At 56.3% G+C, this 22,252-nt stretch carries 23 protein-coding genes and 2 pseudogenes; 23 read left to right on the plus strand and 2 right to left on the minus strand.

Features of this window, described 5'->3' with window-relative positions; translation table 11 throughout:
* Positions 1 to 46 precede the first annotated feature (46 nt).
* Positions 47 to 1,291, plus strand: coding sequence for an APC family permease (locus EDC23_RS13145; RefSeq protein ID WP_134085223.1), 1,245 nt, complete (start codon positions 47 to 49; stop codon positions 1,289 to 1,291).
* 3 nt (positions 1,292 to 1,294) lie between these two features.
* Entirely contained in the window at positions 1,295 to 2,083 is a 789-nt protein-coding gene (locus tag EDC23_RS13150; protein WP_134085224.1) for a sulfite exporter TauE/SafE family protein, read from the plus strand.
* A 47-nt stretch (positions 2,084 to 2,130) separates the two neighbouring features.
* Here the strand turns inward: EDC23_RS13150 and EDC23_RS13155 are convergent, their stop codons facing one another.
* Positions 2,131 to 2,619, minus strand: a complete 489-nt coding sequence (locus EDC23_RS13155; RefSeq protein WP_134085226.1) for a DsrE family protein — start codon at positions 2,617 to 2,619, stop codon at positions 2,131 to 2,133.
* A 113-nt stretch (positions 2,620 to 2,732) separates the two neighbouring features.
* Positions 2,733 to 2,987, minus strand: a complete 255-nt coding sequence (locus EDC23_RS13160) for a thioredoxin family protein (RefSeq protein WP_134085227.1) — start codon at positions 2,985 to 2,987, stop codon at positions 2,733 to 2,735.
* Positions 2,988 to 3,096: 109 nt separating this feature from the next.
* Between EDC23_RS13160 and EDC23_RS13165 the strand changes: the two genes are divergently transcribed.
* The 21 genes and pseudogenes from EDC23_RS13165 (at position 3,097) to EDC23_RS13260 (ending at position 22,135) form a co-directional block, all read left to right on the plus strand.
* Complete coding sequence (locus EDC23_RS13165) at positions 3,097 to 3,780, plus strand: Crp/Fnr family transcriptional regulator (RefSeq protein ID WP_134085228.1); 684 nt, start codon at positions 3,097 to 3,099, stop codon at positions 3,778 to 3,780.
* Positions 3,781 to 3,938: 158 nt separating this feature from the next.
* Positions 3,939 to 4,373 carry a c-type cytochrome gene (locus EDC23_RS13170; protein ID WP_134085230.1) on the plus strand — a complete coding sequence of 145 codons (435 nt, stop codon included), beginning with the start codon at positions 3,939 to 3,941 and terminating at the stop codon, positions 4,371 to 4,373.
* A gap of 14 nt (positions 4,374 to 4,387) precedes the next feature.
* Positions 4,388 to 5,776 (plus strand): cbb3-type cytochrome c oxidase subunit I, encoded by a 1,389-nt coding sequence (locus EDC23_RS13175; protein WP_134085231.1) that lies wholly within the window; start codon positions 4,388 to 4,390, stop codon positions 5,774 to 5,776.
* 68 nt (positions 5,777 to 5,844) lie between these two features.
* The gene (locus tag EDC23_RS13180) at positions 5,845 to 6,432 is read left to right on the plus strand and encodes a cytochrome c oxidase subunit 3 family protein (RefSeq protein WP_134085232.1); all 588 of its coding nucleotides are present in this window, start codon (positions 5,845 to 5,847) and stop codon (positions 6,430 to 6,432) included.
* Positions 6,433 to 6,487: 55 nt separating this feature from the next.
* Positions 6,488 to 6,748 carry a cytochrome C oxidase subunit IV family protein gene (locus EDC23_RS14185; protein WP_166668877.1) on the plus strand — a complete coding sequence of 87 codons (261 nt, stop codon included), beginning with the start codon at positions 6,488 to 6,490 and terminating at the stop codon, positions 6,746 to 6,748.
* A 10-nt stretch (positions 6,749 to 6,758) separates the two neighbouring features.
* Positions 6,759 to 7,577 (plus strand): CbbQ/NirQ/NorQ/GpvN family protein, encoded by an 819-nt coding sequence (locus EDC23_RS13190; RefSeq protein WP_208321385.1) that lies wholly within the window; start codon positions 6,759 to 6,761, stop codon positions 7,575 to 7,577.
* On the plus strand, positions 7,558 to 7,959 hold the full coding sequence (locus EDC23_RS13195) for a hypothetical protein (protein WP_134085234.1): 402 nt from the start codon (positions 7,558 to 7,560) through the stop codon (positions 7,957 to 7,959). Before EDC23_RS13190 ends, EDC23_RS13195 begins: the two co-directional genes overlap by 20 nt.
* A gap of 28 nt (positions 7,960 to 7,987) precedes the next feature.
* Entirely contained in the window at positions 7,988 to 8,992 is a 1,005-nt protein-coding gene (locus EDC23_RS13200; RefSeq protein ID WP_243830793.1) for a 4Fe-4S binding protein, read from the plus strand.
* A 226-nt stretch (positions 8,993 to 9,218) separates the two neighbouring features.
* Entirely contained in the window at positions 9,219 to 11,066 is a 1,848-nt protein-coding gene (locus tag EDC23_RS13205) for a nitric oxide reductase activation protein NorD (RefSeq protein ID WP_134085237.1), read from the plus strand.
* Positions 11,067 to 11,378: 312 nt separating this feature from the next.
* A pseudogene (locus tag EDC23_RS14440) lies at positions 11,379 to 11,852 on the plus strand (FMN-binding protein); the annotation flags it as partial.
* 105 nt (positions 11,853 to 11,957) lie between these two features.
* Positions 11,958 to 12,893, plus strand: a pseudogene (locus tag EDC23_RS14445) (4Fe-4S binding protein); the annotation flags it as partial.
* 354 nt (positions 12,894 to 13,247) lie between these two features.
* A complete protein-coding gene (locus tag EDC23_RS13215) occupies positions 13,248 to 14,900 on the plus strand; it encodes a nitrite reductase (protein ID WP_134085252.1) in 1,653 nt (550 codons plus the stop codon).
* Positions 14,901 to 15,036: 136 nt separating this feature from the next.
* Entirely contained in the window at positions 15,037 to 15,828 is a 792-nt protein-coding gene (gene cobA / locus EDC23_RS13220) for a uroporphyrinogen-III C-methyltransferase (RefSeq protein ID WP_134085239.1), read from the plus strand.
* Positions 15,818 to 16,153, plus strand: a complete 336-nt coding sequence (locus EDC23_RS13225; protein WP_134085240.1) for a c-type cytochrome — start codon at positions 15,818 to 15,820, stop codon at positions 16,151 to 16,153. The genes cobA and EDC23_RS13225 overlap by 11 nt, the downstream gene beginning before the upstream one ends.
* A 5-nt stretch (positions 16,154 to 16,158) precedes the next feature.
* Positions 16,159 to 17,337, plus strand: coding sequence for a cytochrome D1 domain-containing protein (locus EDC23_RS13230; RefSeq protein ID WP_134085253.1), 1,179 nt, complete (start codon positions 16,159 to 16,161; stop codon positions 17,335 to 17,337).
* Positions 17,334 to 17,801: an Lrp/AsnC family transcriptional regulator gene (locus tag EDC23_RS13235; RefSeq protein ID WP_134085242.1), complete on the plus strand. Its 468-nt coding sequence runs from the start codon at positions 17,334 to 17,336 to the stop codon at positions 17,799 to 17,801. The genes EDC23_RS13230 and EDC23_RS13235 overlap by 4 nt, the downstream gene beginning before the upstream one ends.
* Positions 17,792 to 18,370: a siroheme decarboxylase subunit beta gene (ahbB, locus tag EDC23_RS13240; protein ID WP_208321387.1), complete on the plus strand. Its 579-nt coding sequence runs from the start codon at positions 17,792 to 17,794 to the stop codon at positions 18,368 to 18,370. The genes EDC23_RS13235 and ahbB (EDC23_RS13240) overlap by 10 nt, the downstream gene beginning before the upstream one ends.
* Entirely contained in the window at positions 18,360 to 18,809 is a 450-nt protein-coding gene (locus EDC23_RS13245) for an Lrp/AsnC family transcriptional regulator (protein ID WP_243830794.1), read from the plus strand. The genes ahbB (EDC23_RS13240) and EDC23_RS13245 overlap by 11 nt, the downstream gene beginning before the upstream one ends.
* A 16-nt stretch (positions 18,810 to 18,825) precedes the next feature.
* On the plus strand, positions 18,826 to 19,332 hold the full coding sequence (gene ahbB / locus EDC23_RS13250; RefSeq protein WP_243830795.1) for a siroheme decarboxylase subunit beta: 507 nt from the start codon (positions 18,826 to 18,828) through the stop codon (positions 19,330 to 19,332).
* Positions 19,333 to 19,341: 9 nt separating this feature from the next.
* Entirely contained in the window at positions 19,342 to 20,565 is a 1,224-nt protein-coding gene (gene nirJ / locus EDC23_RS13255) for a heme d1 biosynthesis radical SAM protein NirJ (protein ID WP_134085244.1), read from the plus strand.
* Positions 20,566 to 20,581: 16 nt separating this feature from the next.
* Entirely contained in the window at positions 20,582 to 22,135 is a 1,554-nt protein-coding gene (locus EDC23_RS13260) for a nitrite reductase (RefSeq protein WP_134085245.1), read from the plus strand.
* The last annotated feature ends 117 nt before the right edge of the window (positions 22,136 to 22,252 follow it).

Genomic DNA, 22,252 nt, shown 5'->3' on the forward strand with positions numbered 1-22,252 from the left:
GGCTATTATAGATGTGTTACTGCTGTTTCAAGCATAGAATATCCGCATGAGAAATGACAAATTCCGCACGCAGGAAGTTGCGACGCTCAGACGCACTCTGTCATTGCCGCTGGTGACATTCTATGGTATCGGCACCATTCTGGGCGCCGGTATTTACGTACTGATAGGAAAGGTGGCCGGCATTGCCGGGATGCTGACACCGCTGGCTTTTCTTGTGGCGGCGGCGATTGCCGGTTTTTCCGCGTTTTCCTATGCCGAGCTGGCCGCACGCCTGCCCAAAAGTGCCAGCGAGGCGGTGTACGCCCAGGCGGGATTCGGCTGGCCCCGGTTGTCACTGTTTGTCGGATTGCTGATGGTGCTGGTCGGGGTGGTCTCCACCGCCACCCTGATGCACGGTTTTGCGGGTTATTTGAAGGTCTATGTTCAGTTTCCAGATTGGCTGGTGATTCTGGTCATGCTTTTGATACTGGGCGCGGTGGTGATCTGGGGGATAGCCCAGTCGGTGCGGGTTGCGGTGATCATGACACTGTTTGAAATAGGCGGTCTGTTGCTGATTATCTGGGTGGCCGGCGACAGCCTTGCCCAGCTTCCCGTCCGTGTACCGGAACTGCTGGCGCCGGGCGAACCCTTTGTCTGGTTCGGTGTGCTGCTCGGGGCTTTCATCGCGTTTTATGCATTTATCGGTTTCGAGGATATGGTGAATGTGGCCGAGGAGGTTGTCGAGCCTTCCCGCAATCTGCCGCGTGCGATTGTTCTGGTGCTGGCGATCGTGACACTCTTTTACCTGCTGGTGACGCTGGCCAGCATACTGACTGTGGCGCCCGAACGGCTGGCGCAAACCGAGGCACCGCTGGCGCTGGTTTACCAGCAGGCGACCGGCAGGGCACCGCTGTTTATTACCCTGATCAGTCTGGTCTCGGTGCTCAACGGGGCACTGATCCAGATCATCATGGCCTCGCGGGTCTTGTACGGCCTGAGTCGGCAGGGCTGGCTGCCCGAAGGGCTCGGTTATGTCTATCCGCGTACCCGTACGCCGCTACCGGCTATCCTGGTGGTAATCCTGGCAATTCTGTTGTTTGCCTGGATATTACCGTTGCTGAGCCTGGCCAGGCTGACCAGTTTCGTGACACTGATTATTTTTATCCTGATGAATCTTGCCCTGTGGCGAATCAAGCGGCGCGGGGAACAGACTTATCAGGGATTCACGGTCCCGCTCTGGGTGCCGGGCATCGGGGCGGTGGTCAGTGTGTTATTTCTGGTCGCCCAGGTTTACGAATTCGTCATAGACTGACTTATGGATTACTACCTGCTCTATCTGCTGCTGGGGATGATTGCCGGCATTGCTGCCGGGTTGCTGGGCATCGGCGGCGGTCTGATCATCGTCCCGGTGCTGGTGTTTATTTTCGAGGAGCAACAATTCGCCCCCGGGCTTATCGTGCATCTGGCGGTGGGTACCTCGCTGGCGACGATCGTTCTGACTTCTCTCTCCTCGGTGCGTGCCCATCACCGTCATGGTGCCGTGTTATGGCCGGTATTCAGGCGGATGGTGCCGGGGATCGTCGCTGGTGCCCTGCTCGGCTCGGTGATTGCCGACTGGATGCCGACCGGGATACTTAAATGGGTGTTCGGGATTTTCGAGCTGACCGTCGCTACCCAGATGATCCTGGCCTACAAACCGAATCCGCACCGGGTTTTGCCGGGATTACCGGGATTGACGCTGGCCTCAGGCCTGATCGGTGCGATTTCGGCTATCGTGGGTATCGGCGGCGGGACCCTGAGTGTGCCGTTTCTGGTCTGGTGCAATGTGGCCATGCGCAAGGCGGTGGCGACCGCCGCCGCCTGCGGTCTGCCCATCGCCGTGGGCGGGGCGGCGGGCTTTGTGATCAACGGCTGGGGGGAGGCGGGATTACCGGCCTATAGCAGCGGTTATGTCTACTGGCCGGCGTTTGTCGGTATCGTGGTCACCAGCGTTTTGTTTGCGCCACTTGGCGCGCGCCTGGCGCACCGTTTGCCGCAGGCGCATTTGAAACGGATCTTTGCCCTGCTGTTATACGCGCTGGGAATCCGGATGTTGCTGGGATAAGTCCCGTCGGTCGTTCTGACAGGCAGCTTTATCAGTCGGGAGGGGGGTTAATCCGGTCGCTGGCGAACCAGCACCCGGGTATAACCCAGTGCGATATAGTCGTTGATCTGCGCCGGCCCGGCGGCGGCGACATTGACATACTCGGGGAAGTCCTCGTCACTCAAGCCCCGCCAGCCGGCATACGTCCCACAGACATACACCGGAATATCCTTGTTGCCGGTAAGCGACTGGACCTGGTCGTGTACCGTCTCCTGACTGTCGTTGTGACGGGTTTGCAGGGCGAACTGCTCCTGGCCGTGGGTCACCACCGCAACCGGCAGGTCGGGAAACTGTTCGTGCAAGCGTTTGATATAGGAGCGGGTCAGCGGCAATGCCCATTCCAGCCCCCCGCTGTCGGCCGTCACGATCTCGAAAACCACCCCCTCGGGGGCTTCGTTTTGCTGAAGAATATGCGTCACGGCCCGTTCGCTGTTGGCCGACAGGGTGACGGGAATTAGCACAATGGCAAGCAACAACCCGTGTCGTAGAGATGGCATGAGGGTCTCCGGCAAGGCATGGCAACTCTTGAAGATCCAAGGTATACCAGATTAAGTCGCCAAAGAGCAGAAAAAGTTCAGTAATCCGGTTTAATTCGGCCGGGGAGGCTAGTTCAAGATATTAGCAAATTCTGAAGAATGTCGGCGGCGTGTTGCGGATCCGGTCGTCCGACCGCCCTGATTTTGCCATCGGCAAGCAGAACCGGAAAACTCTTGATACCGAGCTTGTCGATCATCGCCTGACCGTGCTCATCTTCAACCTCGATGATCTCCAGCCCAACCCCGTGCTGGGCACAGACAGATTGCCAGACATCCCGGGTTTCCAGACAACTGGGCAGTTGTCCGGCAATAAGCAGCTGCAGCTTCATAGTCGTGTCATGCCGGCCTGTAATAAATCGATTGGCTATTCTGGGCCGGATAAGGTGTGCTAGGCTTTGACCCTGATCAATTCCCGATTGGCGACAGGAGCCCTACCTGATGGAAGCGGATCAGGCACTACTTGACGAACTGCATCATGTGTATCTGTTTGAAGAGCTTGATGATGAGCAATTGACGCGGGTACTGCGTAATTCGCAGCGGGTCAGCCTGCCGGCCAAGTCCCTTCTGTTCGAGGCCGGGCAGCCGGCCGATCGCTTTTACCTGGTTCACCAGGGCCAGATCAAGCTTTTCAGCCTTTCCATCGACGGGGATGAAAAAGTCATGGAAATCCTCTATCCGGGCAATACCTTTGCCGAAGCTATCATGTTCATGCAGGCCAAACGCTATCCGGTTTCGGCACAGGCTTTGGGGGATACGGTGCTGTACAGCTTCGATATGAAAGGCTTTCGACAGATCCTGGAAGAGTCACAGCAGACCTGTTTTCGCCTGATGGCCGGAATGAGCCGGCGCCTCCACGCCCGGATCAACGAGATCAGCAATCTCACCCTGCACAATGCAACCTATCGACTGGTGGTGTTCCTGCTGGAGCAAATTCCGGAGGACGCCATCGAACTGGCGGAAATCCATCTCAGTACCCCGAAAAGTGTCATCGCGTCGCGGCTCTCGATACAACCTGAAACCTTCTCCCGTATTCTGACCCGGCTGTCCGCCGCGGGCCTGATCGAGGTGAAAGGCAATGATATCAGCCTGTTGGACGTGCCGGGACTTCGCGATCTGCTCTGATCCCTGCCCCATATATCTGATCCCCGCCCCATATATTTGTTTTTTTATACCAAGTTGTTAACCGAAATGGCAATTTCGGTTTGACGCAGATCAAGGTTCTTGACTATACCCTACAGGTATAAATACAACCGCCACTCGATGGAGGAAGGGGATAAACCATGAGCGAAAAATTCACCAAGTCCATGGCGAGGAACATGTTTTATGGAAGTGCCGTATTTTTCTTCCTGTTGTTCCTGGCCCTGACATTCGATACCAGCAAGGCACTGCCTGAACGGGATAACCGCGAGGCGATTACCACCGAGGTTGCCAGAGGCAAAACGGTCTGGGAAGAGAACAACTGTGTCGGCTGTCATTCCCTATTGGGTGAAGGGGCTTATTTCGCCCCTGAACTGGGGAATGTCTATACCCGTTTCGGCAACAGCGAAGAGGCAATTATCGCCTTTATCAAGAGTCGACCTCAGGATGGTATTGCCGGACGACGCAGTATGCCGCAGTTCAATCTGTCCGAAGAGGATCTCAAGGCCGTGGCCGCATTTTTGAAATATGCCTCGGAAATTGATGCTGCCGGCTGGCCGCCGACTATTGAGGGTTAAGGGGAGAATCCATTATGCAATATCAATCACAAATGGCGGCAAAGCCTTACTTTATTGCCGCGATCCTTCTGTTTGTCGGGCAAATCGTGTTCGGCTTGATCATGGGGTTGCAGTACGTCATCGGGGATTTTCTGTTTCCCGAGATTCCCTTCAACGTGGCGCGTATGGTGCACACCAACCTGCTGATCGTCTGGTTGTTGTTCGGCTTTATGGGGGCAACCTATTACCTGGTCCCTGAAGAAGCGGAAACGGAGCTGCACAGCACCAAGCTGGCCTATATACTGTTCTGGATCTTTCTGGGAGCCGGCGTTGTGACCGTGCTGGGTTACCTGCTGGTGCCCTATGCCACGCTGGCCAGAATCACCGGTAACGAGATATTGCCGACCATGGGGCGCGAGTTCCTGGAACAGCCAACCATTATCAAGATCGGGCTGGTGCTCGTGATACTGGGCTTTTTGTATAACACCACCATTACTATCCTCAAGGGGCGTAAAACGGTTGTCAGCTGGGTGTTGTTACTCGGTCTGTGGGGCCTGGCCATCTTCTTCCTGTTCGCCTTTTATAATCCGCACAACCTGGTACTGGACAAGTACTACTGGTGGTGGGTTGTCCATCTCTGGGTCGAAGGTGTCTGGGAGCTGATCATGGGCGCGATCCTGGCCTTTGTCCTGATCAAGCTGACCGGCGTGGACCGCGAGGTGGTGGAAAAATGGCTGTATGTCATCATCGCCATGACCCTGCTGACCGGGATCATCGGGACCGGGCATCACTACTACTGGATCGGCACACCGGAATACTGGCAATGGTGGGGCTCTATCTTCTCCGCTCTGGAACCGATTCCGTTCTTCATGATGGTGATCTTCGCCTTTAATATGGCCAACAAGCGGCGTCGCCAGCATCCCAACAAGGCGGCCATGCTGTGGGCCATCGGGACACCGGTAATGGCGTTTCTCGGTGCGGGCGTGTGGGGCTTCCTGCATACCCTGGCGCCGGTGAACTTCTACACCCACGGTTCTCAGATCACCGCGGCCCACGGCCACATGGCCTTCTACGGTGCCTATGTGATGATCGTCCTGGCGATTATCTCCTACGCCATGCCGATGCTGCGGGGCCGGGCGGCCGCCAACAGCGACAAGTCTCAGGTTATCGAGATGTGGTCGTTCTGGCTGATGACCGTCTCCATGGTATTCATCACGCTGTTTTTGACCGGGGCCGGGATTCTACAGATCTGGCTGCAACGGATCGGTGAAAATCCCCAGTCCTTCATGGTGGTACAGGAAAAAATCTCCCTGTTCTACTGGATGCGTGAAGTGGCCGGTGTAATCTTCCTCATTGGCCTGGTTCTGTACGTCATCAGCTTCTTTATAGGAGGCGAGGAGCGGACTGCGCCGGCCAAGGCATAAGGTCGGGCAAGTCCCGAAAAATCAGGGCCCGGTCGGTTGGCCGGGCCCTGACTTTCTCCAAACAGGCTATGCAACAAACGACAGCATTGACAGCAGGCAAAGAGGATTATCCGCCGGGCGATTTTGTTATCTGGATTGTCATTTATGCTGAATTACTGGCATTCGGTATTTTCTTTTTATCCTATGCCTTTGCGCGCAGTCAGAATGTCGAACTTTTCAATGCTTCCCAGCTGGAGCTAAACCGCACCGCCGGTGCGATCAATACGCTCGTATTGATTACCAGCAGTTATTTTGTTGTTCGTTCCATCGCGGCAATCCGTGAAAACCTGCAAAAACAGGCGGCCAGATGGATGTGGGCGGCGATCGGGCTGGGCAGTATCTTTATTGTCATAAAACTGTTCGAGTTTTATACCAAATACGATGAAGGTATTACGCTGAGTAGTAATACTTTCTACATGTTTTATCTGTCCATGACCTTTTTCCATTTTATGCATGTCATACTGGGACTGGTTATTCTTACCATTATGGCGACCAAAATTCGTCATGGTGATTACACCGCGCAGGAACATGATGGCATGGAAACCGGCGCCAATTACTGGCACATGGTGGATCTGGTCTGGATTATTCTGTTCCCACTGGTCTATGTCATACGCTGAGAAAAGGCCAATGAATCAGCCACATAACGAAAGCTCTGTCTCACACCGCGGGAGCATGACGCTGCGTCCCTGCACACTGGTGTGGCTGGCACTGGTCGGGCTGACCCTGGCGATGCTGGTGGTCGGGAAGATGGGTTTGTCAGGCGGCAACGTGGTGGCCCTGTTGCTGGTCGCAACCCTCATAAAAACCCAGTTGGTAGCCGATATATTCATGGGATTGAGACAAAGCCGGCTGTTATGGCGCATGATAGTCACTGTCTACCTGGTCGGCGTGATTGGCCTGATCGGGCTGGCCTGGTGGCTGGGAAACGTATAGGAGAGGCGATATGAGTGAATTTGCAAAACAGATGGCCGGACAGAGTCAGAACGACGAGCCGTTCTACTTGCCCACCGCCAACGAGATCGCCCTGTTCGAGCATGCCTGGAAGAACCAGCTGCCGGTACTGATCAAGGGACCGACCGGAAGCGGCAAGACGCGCTTTATCAGTTATATGGCGGCGCAGCTGGGTCGGCCGTTATATACGGTCTCCTGCCATGACGATCTGACCTCGGCCGATCTGGTGGGGCGGCATCTGATCGGTGACGGCTCCACTTACTGGGTTGATGGACCGCTGACCCGCGCGGTACGCGAGGGGGGCATCTGCTATCTGGATGAGGTGGTCGAGGCGCGCAAGGATACCACTGTGGTGCTGCACCCTCTCTCCGATGACCGGCGCATTCTGCCGATCGAACGTACCGGCGAGGAACTGGAGGCGCCGCCGGAATTCATGCTGGTGATCTCCTATAACCCGGGCTATCAGAACCTGCTCAAGGGTATGAAGCCCAGCACCCGCCAGCGGTTTGTCTCCATGCGTTTCGATTATCCGCCGTTTGAACAGGAACAGCAGATTGTCATGCAGGAAGGCGGGGTGGACGAATTCAACGCCAAACGCCTGGTCTCGCTGGGCCACTCCCTGCGCAAGCTGAAAGAACATGATCTGGAAGAGAGCGCCAGCACGCGATTGCTGGTCTATACCGCCACATTGATTCGCAGTGGTTTCGAGCCGGCCGAGGCTTGTCGTGCTGCCATGATCGAGCCACTGACCGATGACGAGGAGACCGTCGAAGCGTTAATGGAAGTGGTTTATGCAACCTACGGACAATGAACAACCTCCGCCGGGCCAGTCACTGGCCGTCGTAGCCGAATCACTCTATCTGGTGAATCTGCTGCTGTTGCCGGGGTTCGCATTTATCGCCCTGCTGCTGCTTTACTGGCGGCATATCGGCCAGACCTCGCCGCTGGCCCGTTGTCATCTGGAGCAGACACTGTTTGCCAGTCTCTGGGCCGGGGTTTTGCTGATTCTGGCCAATATCGCCATTCTGTTACTCGGCGGCTATGACGCCGCCTATACCTGGGTGGTACTGGTGCTCTATTTCACCGCCGTGCATACGACGCTGGTTATTCTAGGTACCATCGGGCTGGCCAAGGCCATGGCCGGCAAACCGTTTGAATACCCTCTGCTTGGTAAAAAGTGTCATGGACTGTAGAGTAAAAAATCAGGGTAATACACAGTTTGTGCAGTTCGACGCACTGAATCGTGACGGCCATTATTCGCATGTTCAGCGTAAACGCCGGTTGTATCAGGTGGGTTTTTTCGTACTGTTTATCCTGGCGCCGGTGTTCGACATTTTCCGCATCGACCTGACCCTGGGGCATTTGATCCTGTTCGGTCAGGACTGGACCCTGGGCCTGGCGGCCTGGCAGAGCGGTGAATTGAGCACGGCACAGGCGACCTGGAATCTCATCTGGCGCGGTCTGATCCCGCTGGCGCTGATTGTGACCGTGTTTGCCTATACCTCCTGGAAGTACGGTCGCCTCTATTGCGGCTGGCTGTGCCCCCATTTCTCGGTGGTGGAAACCATCAACAACCTGATGCGTCGCGCCAGCGGCAAGTTCAGCATCTGGGACAAGACCCGCTCCGACGAGTTGCGCCCCGACGGCCGCTATATTCCCACCCGGCGCAACCTCTGGCCGCTGGTCTGGCTGGCGGCGATCGGTTTTGCCTTTTTATGGGCGGTGGTGTTTCTCACCTACCTGCTGCCGCCGGCGCAGGTCTATTCCCATTTAGTCAGTTTCGAACTGACCCGCAACGAAACCATTTTCCTGAGTGCGGCGACAATCGTCCTGAGCATCGAGTTTCTGTTTGCCCGTCATTTGTTCTGCCGTTTCGCCTGTGCCGTAGGCGTGTTCCAGAGCTTCGTCTGGATGGCCAACAAGAAGGCCATGGTGGTCGGTTTCGATCGCAGCCGCGCCGCCGATTGTCGCACCTGCAACGCCGCTTGTGAGCAGGCCTGCCCGATGCGACTCAAGCCACGTGACATCAAGCGCCACATGTTCACCTGCACTGAATGCGCCCAGTGCCTGGAAGCCTGCGAACAGGTCCAGGCCGGCGGGCCGGGCAACAGCGGCAAGATCCAGACCCCGCTGCTGCAATGGATCCAGGACGAATGTGCGAAAGATACCTCCGAGCGCGACTTCGGCATCAAACCCAACGTACCGGGTGACTGCTACCGGCGTTAGAGATCAAGAGCATTCACCGCAGAGACGCAGAGGGCGCAGAGGTTTATTTTTTTATAAAAGCAATATAGGACCGGGGTGAAAACAATGCCATTGTCGATTTTAAATTGTGATCTTCCGGAATGTTAGTAGTACAACCCAAGTCAGGTTTCAGGCAGGTGGTGACAAATAATTTTTATCTCTGCGTACTCTGCGTACTCTGCGTCTCTGCGGTGAGGCTTTTAAAATAATGGAAGAATTTGTCGGCAAATTGTGGCATCGCTTCATCACCCGTTCGGCGCAGCGCAGCTATCCCGAACAGGCGGTGACGCTGGCCGAGGTTAACAAGATCATCGGCATACTGTTCCGCGCTTCCGGCGGTGAGGGCGGGTTGCGGATCGAGGCGACCAGTGCTACCGAGCACGAAGGGCGCCGCAGTCTGCTGGAGCGTATCGCCGGCAGCGGCGACAAGATCGAGTTGTGCTGGCGCACCGAGGAGTCGCTGTTTTTGCCGGCCCGGGTCGACGCTTACCCCGAACGCCATCTGAACCGTGATCTCTATCTCTGGCTGGCGGCCCTGGCGGCCGAATACCGGCCGACTGACGAGGCCTGGTTTACCTATAGCCAGTGGCTGACCCGCCAGGTTCTGCAGCGTTTTCCGGGCCTGGCGGCCCGTTATCGGCGGCTGGTGGAGGCCGAGCTGGCGCGGCGTCCCGAGCCGTCCAGTCTGCCGCGTGACGAGGCGGCCCGGGAGCAGGCGATTCGCACGGCCCTGATCAGCCCCGGCGAGATCGCCGATCTGCCCGAGGCCGGGAAGCCGCCGCACCCGGTCCTGTTGTGGCTGCATCCCGCGCCGCCGCGGGCGCTGGATCGGCGCACCGGGCAACAGCCGGCGCAGGACGATCTGCCCGAGACCGAAGGGGAAGTCGAACAACTGGACGACGAGCGCCGGCATCGGGCCGAGCAGGTCGATATGCCGGACGGGGACAAGGGGCTGGTACTGGACCGGTTCGAGAATATTCTCAGCTGGGCCGAATACGTCAAGGTGGATCGCAGCACCGAGGAGGATGACGACATCGACGGCGCCCAGCAGACTCTGGATGATATGGAAGTGGTGAGCGTCGCCCGGGACAGCAAGAGTACCGCCAAGCGGCTGCGTTTCGATCTGGATCTGCCGGGCGAGGATGACGATGACCGGGCGATCGGCGAAGGCATACTGCTGCCGGAATGGGACTACCGCAAACAGGATTGGCTGGCGGACCATTGCTGTGTGCTGCCGATGATCGCCAATGATGCCGCCGCCTGCGAATTACCCGACCATCTTCTCACCACGGCACGGCGTCTGAAGCAACAGTTCGAGTCTCTGGTACCGCAGCGGGTCTGGTTCAATCAGCAGAGCGACGGTAGCGAGATCGATCTGCACGCCTATCTGGAGCACTCCAGCGAGCGCCTGCGCGGCCAGGCCATGGCCGAACAGCGCCTGTATCGTGATTTTCGCGGCGGCCGCCGGGATCTCTCCTGCCTGCTGCTCGCCGATCTCTCTCTTTCCACCGATACCTGGGTGAACAACGAGTCCCGGGTGATCGACATCATTCGCGACAGCCTGATGCTGTTTTCCGAGGCCCTCTCCGCCAGCGGCGATCGGTTTGCCATCTACGGCTTCTCCTCGCGCTACCGGGATCATGTCCGCTTTCACACGATCAAGACCTTCGCCGAGAAACACAACGCCGCGATACGGGGCCGTATCAACGTAATAAAGCCCGGGTTTTACACCCGCATGGGGACGGCGATTCGCCAGGCCAGCCGGACTCTGGGCAAACAGATCGCCCATGATCAGTTATTGCTGATTCTGACCGACGGCAAGCCCAACGACCTGGATCATTACGAAGGCCGCTTCGGCATCGAGGATACCCGCATGGCCATCATCGAAGCGCGCAAGCAGGGTATCCAGCCGTTCTGCGTGACCATCGACGAGCAGGGCAACGATTATCTGCCCTATATCTTCGGCAACGACGCCTTCGTGGTGATCCGTAAACCGGCCGAACTCCCCCGCGATCTGCCGCTGCTCTACGCCCGCATCACCCAGCACAGCGTTTAATAGAAATTTACTGGGAATCAACGCGGAGGACGCGGAGGCGCGGAGACGCAAAGACGAAAGATATAATTTTGAATTTTAAATTTTGAATTGTGAGTGTGTATTAATTCAATACTAAGAATTCAAAGTTGCATTGTGTTTCTCTGCGCCTCCGCGTCTCTGCGAACTCCGCGTTAGTTTCCGGTGTTTGAGAGATGAACCGGTGACGTTGATTCGTATCAAGGCGACATTTGCGGGATTTTGACTAGACTGTAAGCGTGCCTGAAGGTACCAGATCTTGCCATTTAAAAACCGGGGGCGGAATTGTTGGCAGTGATGAAACAAACGGTTGTCGCCTGTCTGTTGTTGCTTGTCGTCGGGCCGCTGTCGGCGGACAGCGCGGAGTTTGAGCTGTCGCAGGTGCGGGAGTTTTTTCCGGTTGCCGATCGGCTTGTCGAGTCGGAAGGGAAGCCGCCGGTTACACAAATCTACCGGGGCGATGTGTTGCTGGGTTATGCCTTTGTCACCACCGATATCGTTCCCATCCCGGCCTATTCCGGCGAGCCGATTCATACACTGGTTGTAATTGATACTGCGGGCACGATTACGGGGGTCAGGATACTGGCGCACGAGGAACCGATCCTGGTGGTCGGGATCACGGAGCAGGATCTGCAGCAGTTTATCGATCAATACGTCGGGCAAAGTGTTGATGACACCCTGAAGATAGGCGGCCGCTCGCGGCAGGGAACGACGGTGCTCGATGGTATAAGCGGTGCGACCATCACGGTGATGGTGCTTAACGCGAGTATCACGCGCTCCCTGGAAGAGGTGAGCAAATCCCTGACTCTGTCGGACGGGGTGAGTCCCTCTGATAAGGCGGGCGCAGTCGGGGCAACGTCAGGGGATTATGCATCTATCTGGGTGCAGGTCTGGCAGGACCGTATTTTTCAAATCGTTGTACTGGCACTGGGGCTGCTTGTCCTGTTGTTTATCCTGATCATGCAGGACTGGCTGGCACGGCATCCACGCCTGCTGCAGCGGCTGCGCACCGGCTTTTTGGCTTATACGGTGTTATTCATCGGCTGGTATTCCCTGGCCCAGCTGTCCATTGTCAATGTGCTGACCTTCGTACGCTCCCTGTTCCGGGAGTTCAGCTGGGAAAGTTTTCTCATCGACCCGGCGATGTTCATTCTCTGGTCGTTTGTGGCTGTCACTATCGTATTGTGGGGACGCGGGGTCTATTGCGGCTGGTTGTGCCCCTACGGTGCCCTGCAGGAGTTTGTCTTTCGCCTGGGACGCTATTTAAAAGTCCCCTCGTTCGAGTTTCCGGAAGTGGTGCATGAACGGTTATGGGCGATCAAGTACATTATCCTGATGGGACTGTTCGGATTGTCACTGCATTCGATGAGCCTGGCGGAAACCTATGCCGAGGTGGAGCCGTTCAAGACCGCCGTTACAATGCGTTTTCAACGGGAATGGGGCTTTGTTCTGTATGCATTATTGATGCTGCTGGTGAGTCTGTTCAATCGCAAATTCTTTTGCCGCTATGTCTGTCCACTGGGTGCGGCCCTCACTTTTCCTTCCCGATTCCGCATTTTCGACTGGCTGCGTCGGCGCAAGGAGTGCGGCCATCCCTGCCAGATATGCCGCAACGAGTGCGAAGTGGGCTCCATTCGCGGGACTGGCGAGATCATCGAGACCGAATGTCACTACTGTCTCGCCTGCCAAATAACCTACTGGAATACTCAGAAATGCCCGCCGCTGATCGACAAGCGCCGTCGACAGGATCGACACCGCCGCCAGGCGGGAGGGGTGGTGACCAAGGTGACGCCGTCTGATCCGCCAACCTGAACGGCCGTGGTCGTATATTTTCTGTACAGCCGAGGTCAAAAAAGGCTATTTGCTGTAGGCAGTTTAATCATCCGTTTTGTGGTCTTTGTTCCAGCAGGAAAGCAGAATGGATTAATGAATTTAATCGCAGCTTGAAATGCATGAATAGCCAACTAGCCTTGAACAGAATAAGCGGACGTAATCGAAATTCCACAGTTTGATCGATGTCAAGGCGCCATTGTGGTGAAAGTCATAAAACAACAGTGAAGCCAAATTATCACTCAGGAGGGGACGACCATGAAACACCTCAACACAGGCAAAGCTGTCGCAACCGTATGCGCGGCACTTGCCCTTTCACTCACCGCCGGACCGCTGATGGCCAAAGACAGCGGCCATCCCGGTACGCCCGAGGAAGAGATGCGCTACAAGGGCGCACCGGTTCCGGAGTCGGAAACCGGGGACACCCGTGGTGCTTCAGGCCCGAAAATTACCGAGCAGGAATTCGCCCGGTCCAAGCAGATCTACTTTGAGCGTTGCGCCGGTTGCCACGGGGTACTGCGCAAAGGTGCGACCGGTAAACCTTTGACCGTGGATGAGACGCGGAAGAAGGGGACGGAGTATCTGAAGACCTTCATCAATTATGGTTCACCGGCGGGGATGCCCAACTGGGGTACGTCCGGAGAACTGAGTGAAGAAGAGATCGACATGATGGCGCGCTTCCTGCAGCATGAGCCGCCGACTCCGCCGGAATTCAGCCTGGCCGATATGAAGGACACCTGGGAAGTTATCGTGCCACCGGAAGAACGGCCGAACAAGAAACAGAACAAGTATAATCTTGATAATGTCTTCTCGGTTACCCTGCGCGATGCAGGTCAGGTCGCATTGATCGACGGCGACAGCAAGAAGATTATAACGACGGTGGATACCGGCTATGCGGTGCACATCTCGCGTATGTCCCATTCAGGTCGTTATGTTTTCGTTATCGGGCGTGATGCCAAGGTCAATCTGATTGATCTCTGGATGAAGAAGCCGGATACCGTGGCCACAATCAAGGTCGGCATGGAAGCACGTTCGGTAGAAACCTCCAAGTACAAGGGCTATGAAGACAAGTACGCGATCGCCGGAACCTACTGGCCGCCGCAGTTTGTCATCATGGACGGCAATACGCTGGAGCCGAAAAAGGTTGTTGGCACCCGTGGTATGACTGTCGATACCCAGGAATACCATCCGGAACCGCGTGTGGCGGCGATCGTTGCCTCGCATGAAAAACCGGAGTTTATCGTCAACGTCAAGGAAACCGGCATAGTCAAGATGGTGAACTACGAGGATCTCGATAACCTGCAGATCACCAATATTGCTACCGCGCGCTTCCTGCATGATGGCGGCTGGGATGCCAATGAACGGTATTTCATGTCAGCGGCGAACAATTCCAACAAGATTGCGGTAATCGACTCGAAGGATAGCAAGCTGGAAGCGATGGTCGATGTCGGCAAGATTCCGCATCCCGGTCGTGGCGCCAACTTTGTTGACCCCGAACACGGTCCGGTCTGGGCGACCAGTCACCTGGGTGACGATACTATCTCGTTGATCGGTACCGATCCCAAGAACCATAAGGACAATGCCTGGAAGGTGGTTCGGACGCTGAAAGGCCAGGGGGGCGGTTCGCTCTTTATCAAGACCCATCCCGAGTCGCATCATCTGTATGTGGATACGGCACTGAATCCGGAAGAGAAAATCAGCCAGTCGGTTGCCGTATTCGATACTCGCAATCTGGATGAAGGTTTCAAGGTACTGCCGATTGCCGAATGGGCCGACCTTGGCGAAGGGCCGAAGCGTGTTGTTCAGCCCGAGTACAACAAGGCGGGCGACGAGGTCTGGTTCTCGGTCTGGAACGGTCAGGAGCAGGAGTCCGCGCTGGTAATCGTGGATGACAAGACCCTGAAGCTGAAAGAGGTCATCAAGGACAAGAGCCTTGTGACCCCGACCGGCAAGTTCAATGTGTATAACACCATGAAGGACGTTTACTAAACGTTGAAAACGGCAGGCAGGGCCAACTGGCTCTGCCTGCCATCTTTACAGAAATTGCAGTTCGGGGTTCATCCCCGTCAAACGGCCTGAATCCCGACCTGCAAGGTTTGTAAGAAACACCAAAGGCTGGTGCGTCATGAAAAACAAGTCCTGTGTGTATCTGGTCGGTACCGGACCCGGCGATCCGGACCTGCTGACGGTCAAGGCGTTGCGCCTGATCAAACAGGCCGATGTGATTGTCTATGACCGGCTGGTATCCGAACCGATTCTCGAGCAGATTCCCGCCGGCAGCAGCCGTATCTTTGTCGGCAAGGCCACGGATCATCACACCCTGCCGCAGGACGAAATCAATGCCCTGCTGGTGAAAATGGCCCACAAGGCCAGAACGATCGTCCGCCTCAAGGGCGGCGATCCGCTGGTCTTCGGTCGCGGCAGCGAGGAAGCGACCTATCTCGCCAGACACGATATCGATTTTGAAATCGTGCCCGGCGTGACCGCCGCGACCGCGGCTACCACCTATGCGGGTATTCCCATGACCCACCGGGGTCTGGCAACCGGGGTGCAGATCATTACCGGTCATTCCCGCAACAATCTTGATCTGCAGCACGATTGGGAGAAGCTGGCTAACGGAGATTCCACGCTCGTGGTGTATATGGGGCTGGCCAATGTTCATTATATTACCCGCAAGCTGATCGAGGCCGGCCTGCCCGCGAGTACGCCGGCGGCCGCCATCCAGGACGGGGCCACGCCCCGGCAGCGCCGCCTGATTACCACGCTCGCTACGCTGGCGGAGGAGACACAACAACAGGCGTTTCAACCGCCGGTGCTGTTTGTGATTGGCAAGGTGGTTGCGCTGGCCGAACAAATGGACTGGTATCTGCCCCGGCAACAGACACATGTGAAAGAGGATGCACACCATGTTCTCTAGAATCTCGCTCGGCGTGTTGCTGATTGCCGGTATGTTCACCATAACCACCACCGGCTGGAGCACCGAGTCGATTTCAGACAAGCGCGCGGACGAACTGCGTCACATGGTGATTCAGGATTGCGGCTCGTGCCACGGGATGACGCTCAAAGGCGGTCTGGGGCCGGCGCTGACCCCGCAGGCCCTGGGTGACAAACCGAAAGATGCCATGCTCGCGACCGTACTGCACGGGCGACCCGGTACACCCATGCCGCCCTGGTCCAACCTGTTGAGCCGGGAAGAAGCCCGCTGGATAGTTGAACTGCTGTATCGGGGAGTTGAGCCATGAGTCGGATGTTACCCCGCTATCGTGTTTATCTGCTGGTGCTGGCAACCCTGTTATTGACGGGGTGTCAGAATCTGGCGCCGCGGGCAACTGGTGATCTCGGCCTGGTGATCGAGCGAGCCACGGGCAGTGTACAGATCATCGACACCGGCAGCCGGAGCGCGGTGGCCCGGATCGACGGGCTGGGCGATCTCTCTCACGCTTCCGTGGTCTATTCCCGGGATGAGCGTTATGCCTATGTGTTCGGGCGTGATGGCGGCCTGACCAAAGTGGATATGTTGTTGCAACGGATCGACAAGCGCATCATCCAGTCCGGTAACAGCATCGGCGGGGCGATCTCCCAGGATGGTTCACTCATCGCCGTCTCCAATTACGAGCCCGGTGGCGTCAAAGTCTTTGATGCGCAAACGCTGGATCTGGTGGCCGATATTCCGGCTGTCGGAGAAAACGGCAAACGTTCCAAGGTCGTGGGACTGGTGGACGCCCCGCAAAAACGGTTTGTCTTCAGTCTTTATGACTCCGATGAAATCTGGGTTGCCGACATGCGCCAATCGGACAAGCCGGAGATCACCCGTTACCGGGACGTGGGTGAACAGCCTTATGATGCGCTGATCACGGCCGAGGGGCGATTTTACATCGCGGGCCTGTTTGGCGAGGATGGACTGGCGCTACTCGATTTGTGGCAACCGCAGGCCGGCGTCAAACGAATTCTGGGCGATTACGGTCGCGGCGAGGAAAAACTGCCCGTCTACAAGATGCCGCATCTGGAAGGTTGGGCCATGGCCGGTAATTATGCCCTGGTGCCGGCAGTAGGCGGACACGAAGTGCTGGTCATAGAGCGGGAGAACTGGCAACTGGTCAAGCGTATCCCGGTGCATAGCCAGCCGATATTTGTCATGGCCAGTCCGGACAAGCGCAGTGTCTGGGTCAATTTCGCCCATCCGGACAACGACACGATTCAGGTAATCGATGTTGCGACCCTGGAAGTGGTCGACACGCTCAAGCCGGGGCCGGCTGTACTGCATATGGAATTCACCCCTCGTGGCGAGGAGGTGTGGGTCTCGGTACGCGACGCGAACCGGATTCGGGTCTATGATGTCTATACGCGGCGCGAGATCACCAGCATTGAGATGGAATCACCGAGCGGGATTTTTCTCACCAACAGAGCGCATCGGATAGGTTTATGACAGACACTCGTCATCTGACCGAACTGGAACGCCACTTGCTGAACGATTATCAGCACGACCTGCCGTTGTCACCGACACCCTATGCCGATATGGCCGAACAGCTCGGGGTCAGCGAGAAGCAGGTACTGGAGAGCCTGGATACGTTGCATCGCGACGGGCTGATCAGCCGGGTTGGTGCCGTATTTCGGCCCAATCGGGTCGGCGCCAGCACCCTGGCCGCGATGTCGGTCGATGAGAGTGAGCTGGAGTCGATTGCTGAAATTATCAGCAGCTATCCGCATGTGAATCATAACTACGAACGTGAACACGAGTTCAATCTGTGGTTTGTCGCCACCGCCAGTAGTGAAGCCGAGTTGTGTTCAGTCCTCGGGGAGATGGAAGAGAGAACCAGCCATTCCATCCTTGCACTTCCGCTCCTCGAGGACTACCACATTGATCTGGGGTTTGATCTTCAATGGACATGAAAACCTTCAGCAAACAGCTGCAAAGCATCAACCAGCATCTGGCCCAGCTCGATGCGATTGACGATGCCCTGATCCGGGCTATTGAGAACGGACTGCCGCTGTGTTCCCGTCCTTACGCGGAAATTGCCCGCCAGCTGGGGATCGATGAGCAGCAAGTACTGGCCCGCCTGGCCGGGTTGCAGCAACAGGGTGTGATCAAGCGCATGGGCGTTATCGTACGTCATCGGGAGCTGGGATACCGGGCCAATGCCATGCTGGTCTGGGATGTGCCCGACGAGCGGGTTTCGGAGCTGGGGCGCTGTCTGAGCCAGTACGATTTCATTACGCTTTGTTATCGCCGGCCGCGGGTCCTGCCCGACTGGCCCTATAATCTGTTTTGCATGATCCATGGCAAGTCCCGGGAGGATGTTCTGCAACGTATCGACTGGCTGATCGAGCAGTGTCATCTGGAATCATTGCCGCATCATGTCCTGTTCAGTCGCCGCCGTTTTAAACAGCGCGGCGCGGTGTACCGAGCGGACAATATGCGTCATACGCAGAAAAGACAGGAAAAACACTGTGCAACTTGATCAGATTGACAGGCAGATTATCAATTCCCTGCAGGAAGGTTTTCCCGTTACGGAACAGCCCTATGCCGAGGTGGCGGAGCGGTTGTCACTGAGTGAGAGCGAACTGATCGCGCGCCTTGAACGGCTCCTGGCCGACAGGGTTCTGACCCGCTTCGGACCGATGTTTCAGGCGGAAAAACTGGGCGGCGCATTTACCCTGGTAGCGATGAGCGTCCGGGATGATGACTTTGAGCGGGTTGCGGATATTGTCAACAGTTTTCCGGAAGTTGCGCATAATTACGAGCGTGAACACCATTTTAATATGTGGTTTGTGGTGGCAACGGATAATCCGAAACGTATTAATGACGTGTTAACCGAAATTGAGCTGGATAGCGGGTATAGTTGCTACAATATGCCCAAGCAGGACGAATATTTTGTCAAACTGAAACTCGTGGTTTGAACCGGAAATGAAATTAATGCAGGCAATCAAGCACGAAGACACGGCAATGCTCGATGAAACCGATCGCCGGCTCATTCTGGCTACCCAGGAGGGGCTGCCGCTGGACCCCAGGCCTTACGCAGTCATTGCGCGGAACATCGGAATCAGTGCCGGGGAAGTCATGCAGCGTCTGCAACGTATGCTCAATAGCGGAGTCATCCGGCGTATTGCCGCCGTTCCGAACCATTACCAGCTGGGTTATACCGCCAATGCCATGAGTGTCTGGAATGTACCCGATGAGTCTATAGAGAAACTGGGAAAACGGATCGGCGCGCTGGAGTTTGTCAGCCATTGCTATCGGCGGCCGCGCCATCTGCCGAACTGGCCCTATAACCTGTTTGCCATGGTGCATGCCACCAGTCGTGACGAGGCATTGGAAAAGGTGGCGGAAATAGCCCGTCTGTTGGGCGACAATGATCAAGGCCACGACATATTATTCAGTCGTCGCATTCTGAAAAAAACCGGGATGCGGCTGACACCCTAGGAGGACATTATGTTCAGAATAACCCAATACATGAAGGAGCTGGACAAGCTCGTCAAGGGTGCCGATGCTATATTGCCTCCCCGGCGTCAGCCGCCGGGGCCCGTGGTGATCTGGAATCTGATTCGGCGTTGCAACCTGACCTGTAAACATTGCTACTCCATTTCGGCAGACAAGGACTTCCCCGGCGAACTGGATACGCAACAGGTCTACAACGTGCTGGACGATCTGAAACAATATGGCGTTCCGGTTCTGATTCTATCCGGCGGCGAGCCGCTGATGCGCAAGGATATTTTTGATATCTCGCACCGCGCCAGGGCCATGGGATTCTACGTGGGGCTGTCCACCAACGGCACCATGATTAGCGAAGAGAATATCGAACAGATCGCGGACGTGGGTTATGACTATGTCGGTATCAGTGTCGACGGTGTCAAAGAGACACATGATTATTTCCGGCGCAAACAGGGCGCCTTTGACGAGGCGATGAACGGTATTCGCCTGTGCCGTGATCATGGCATCAAGGTCGGACTGCGGTTTACGCTGACCATGGATAACGCTACCGAGCTTCCCCGGCTCCTGGAGCTGATGGAACAGGAAAATATCGACAAGTTCTATCTGTCACATCTCAACTATGCCGGCCGCGGTAACAAGAACCGCAAGGATGATGTGGTACATCAGTTGACCCGGGATGCGATGGATCTGTTATTCGAAACCTGCTGGGAAAATATTCAGAACGGCGTCGAACGTGAATTCGTCACCGGCAACAACGACGCCGACGGTGTCTATTTGTTGTTCTGGATTGCGCGTAATTTCCCGCAGCATCTGGAATACATGCAGGCCCGTCTGGAACAGTGGGGTGGCAATGCCACGGGCGTCAATATTGCCAACATCGACAACCTGGGCAATGTCCATCCCGACACCTTCTGGTGGGATTACACCCTGGGCAATGTCAAACAGCGCCCCTTCTCTGAAATATGGGACGACACCAGCGATCCGTTGATGGCCGGTCTCAAGGCCGAACAGCGTCCCCTCAAGGGCCGTTGCGCCCAGTGCAAGCACCTGGCCGTGTGTGGCGGCAATACCCGGGTACGCGCCTGGCAATTGAGCGGCGATCCCTGGCAGGAAGATCCGGCCTGCTATCTGAGCGATGAAGAGATTGGCTACACCGGGTTACACGAACGACTGCAGCTCTATCCTTATTCAAGGAGCGGCAATCTTGCCAAACAGAAGCTATAGGTCTTCCAACACCATAATGCTGCCTGCTGTCTGTCGTTTTCTGTTTGTCACAACCCTGGGTCTCATCACGGGCCTGTCGTCAGCCGCACCGGTCGACAAGGTGTATCAGCAACATTGCGCCAGCTGTCATGCGCCCACGCGCCTGGGTGGAATGGGACCGGCCCTGTTGCCCGGTAATCTCAAGCGTCTCAAAACCGGCGAGGCGGCCGAGGTGATCCGTGACGGGCGAGCCGCCAGCCAGATGCCGGCATTTGGCGACCAGCTCAGCGAAAAGCAGATTGAGGGACTGGTCGACTATATTTACACGCCGCTGCCCAGCCCGCCGCAATGGGGTCAGGAAGAGATCGAACAGTCGCACCAGATTCACCATCAGCAGGCGAAACTGGGTAACAAGCCGGTATTCGATGCGGACCCGCTGAATCTGTTCATCGTGGTGGAGCTGGGCGATCATCACGCGACCGTACTGAATGGTGATACGTTTGAGCCAATCCACCGCTTCGAAACCCGCTTTGCCCTGCATGGCGGTCCCAAGTATTCACCCAGCGGTCGCTTTGTCTATTTTGCCTCCCGGGACGGCTGGATCAGCAAGTTCGATATGTACAATCTCAAAACCGTGGCCGAGATCCGCGCCGGCATCAATACGCGCAATCTTGCGGTATCGGCAGACGGCCGTTATGTCATGGTCGGCAACTATCTGCCGCATACCCTGGTGCTGCTGGATGCGAAGGATCTGACGCCGATCCGGATTTTCGACGTGGAGGATAAGCAGGGCCGCTCTTCCCGGGTCAGCGCCGTGTATACGGCCCCGCCACGGGGCAGTTTCATCGCGGCTTTGAAAGACGTCAAGGAAGTCTGGGAGATCAGCTACCTGGATGAACCGGAACCGGTCGCCACCGGGTATATGCATGACTATCGTTACGAAGAAGGTTATATGGACCGCGGTCCGTTCCCGCTGCGGCGCATCGTGCTGGACGACTATCTGGATGACTTCTTTTTCGACCAGGATTACAAACACCTGATCGGCGCGGCACGCAATGCCAACAACGGACAGGTGGTGAATCTGATCGTGGGGCGCAAGATTGCCGATATTGATCTGCAGGGACTGCCGCACCTGGGCTCGGGTATCAGCTGGGAATATGAAGGCCGAACCGTCCTGGCCACACCCAACCTGAAAAAAGGGGAAGTCAGTATTATTGATATGCAGAACTGGGAGACCATCAAGCGGATCAAGACCCATGGTCCGGGGTTTTTCATGCGCAGTCATAAAAACAGCCCCTACGCCTGGGTCGATGTCTTCTTCGGTCCGAACAAGGATGAAGTGCATATCATCGACAAGGCAACGCTGGAGATCGTCAGAACCCTGAAGCCCGAACCGGGCAAGACCGCCGCCCATGTCGAATTCGACCGCGACGGCCGTCACGCGCTGCTGAGTATCTGGGACGAGGAAGGCTATGTCATCGTGTACGATGCGAAAACACTCGAAGAGGTCAAGCGCCTGCCCATGAACAAGCCGTCGGGCAAATATAACGTCTACAACAAAACCCGCTATACCGAAGGCACCAGTCACTAACGAACAGTGACTAGATGCTAGGGGCTAAATAAGCGTTCCGAATACCAGGTCACGTGCTTCAAAAGATTGCTTCGCTTCGCTCGCAATGACCGAAAATATTGGGGTCATTGCGAGGAA

This window comes from Thiohalophilus thiocyanatoxydans (assembly GCF_004366735.1).
Lineage (GTDB): Bacteria > Pseudomonadota > Gammaproteobacteria > UBA6429 > Thiohalophilaceae > Thiohalophilus > Thiohalophilus thiocyanatoxydans.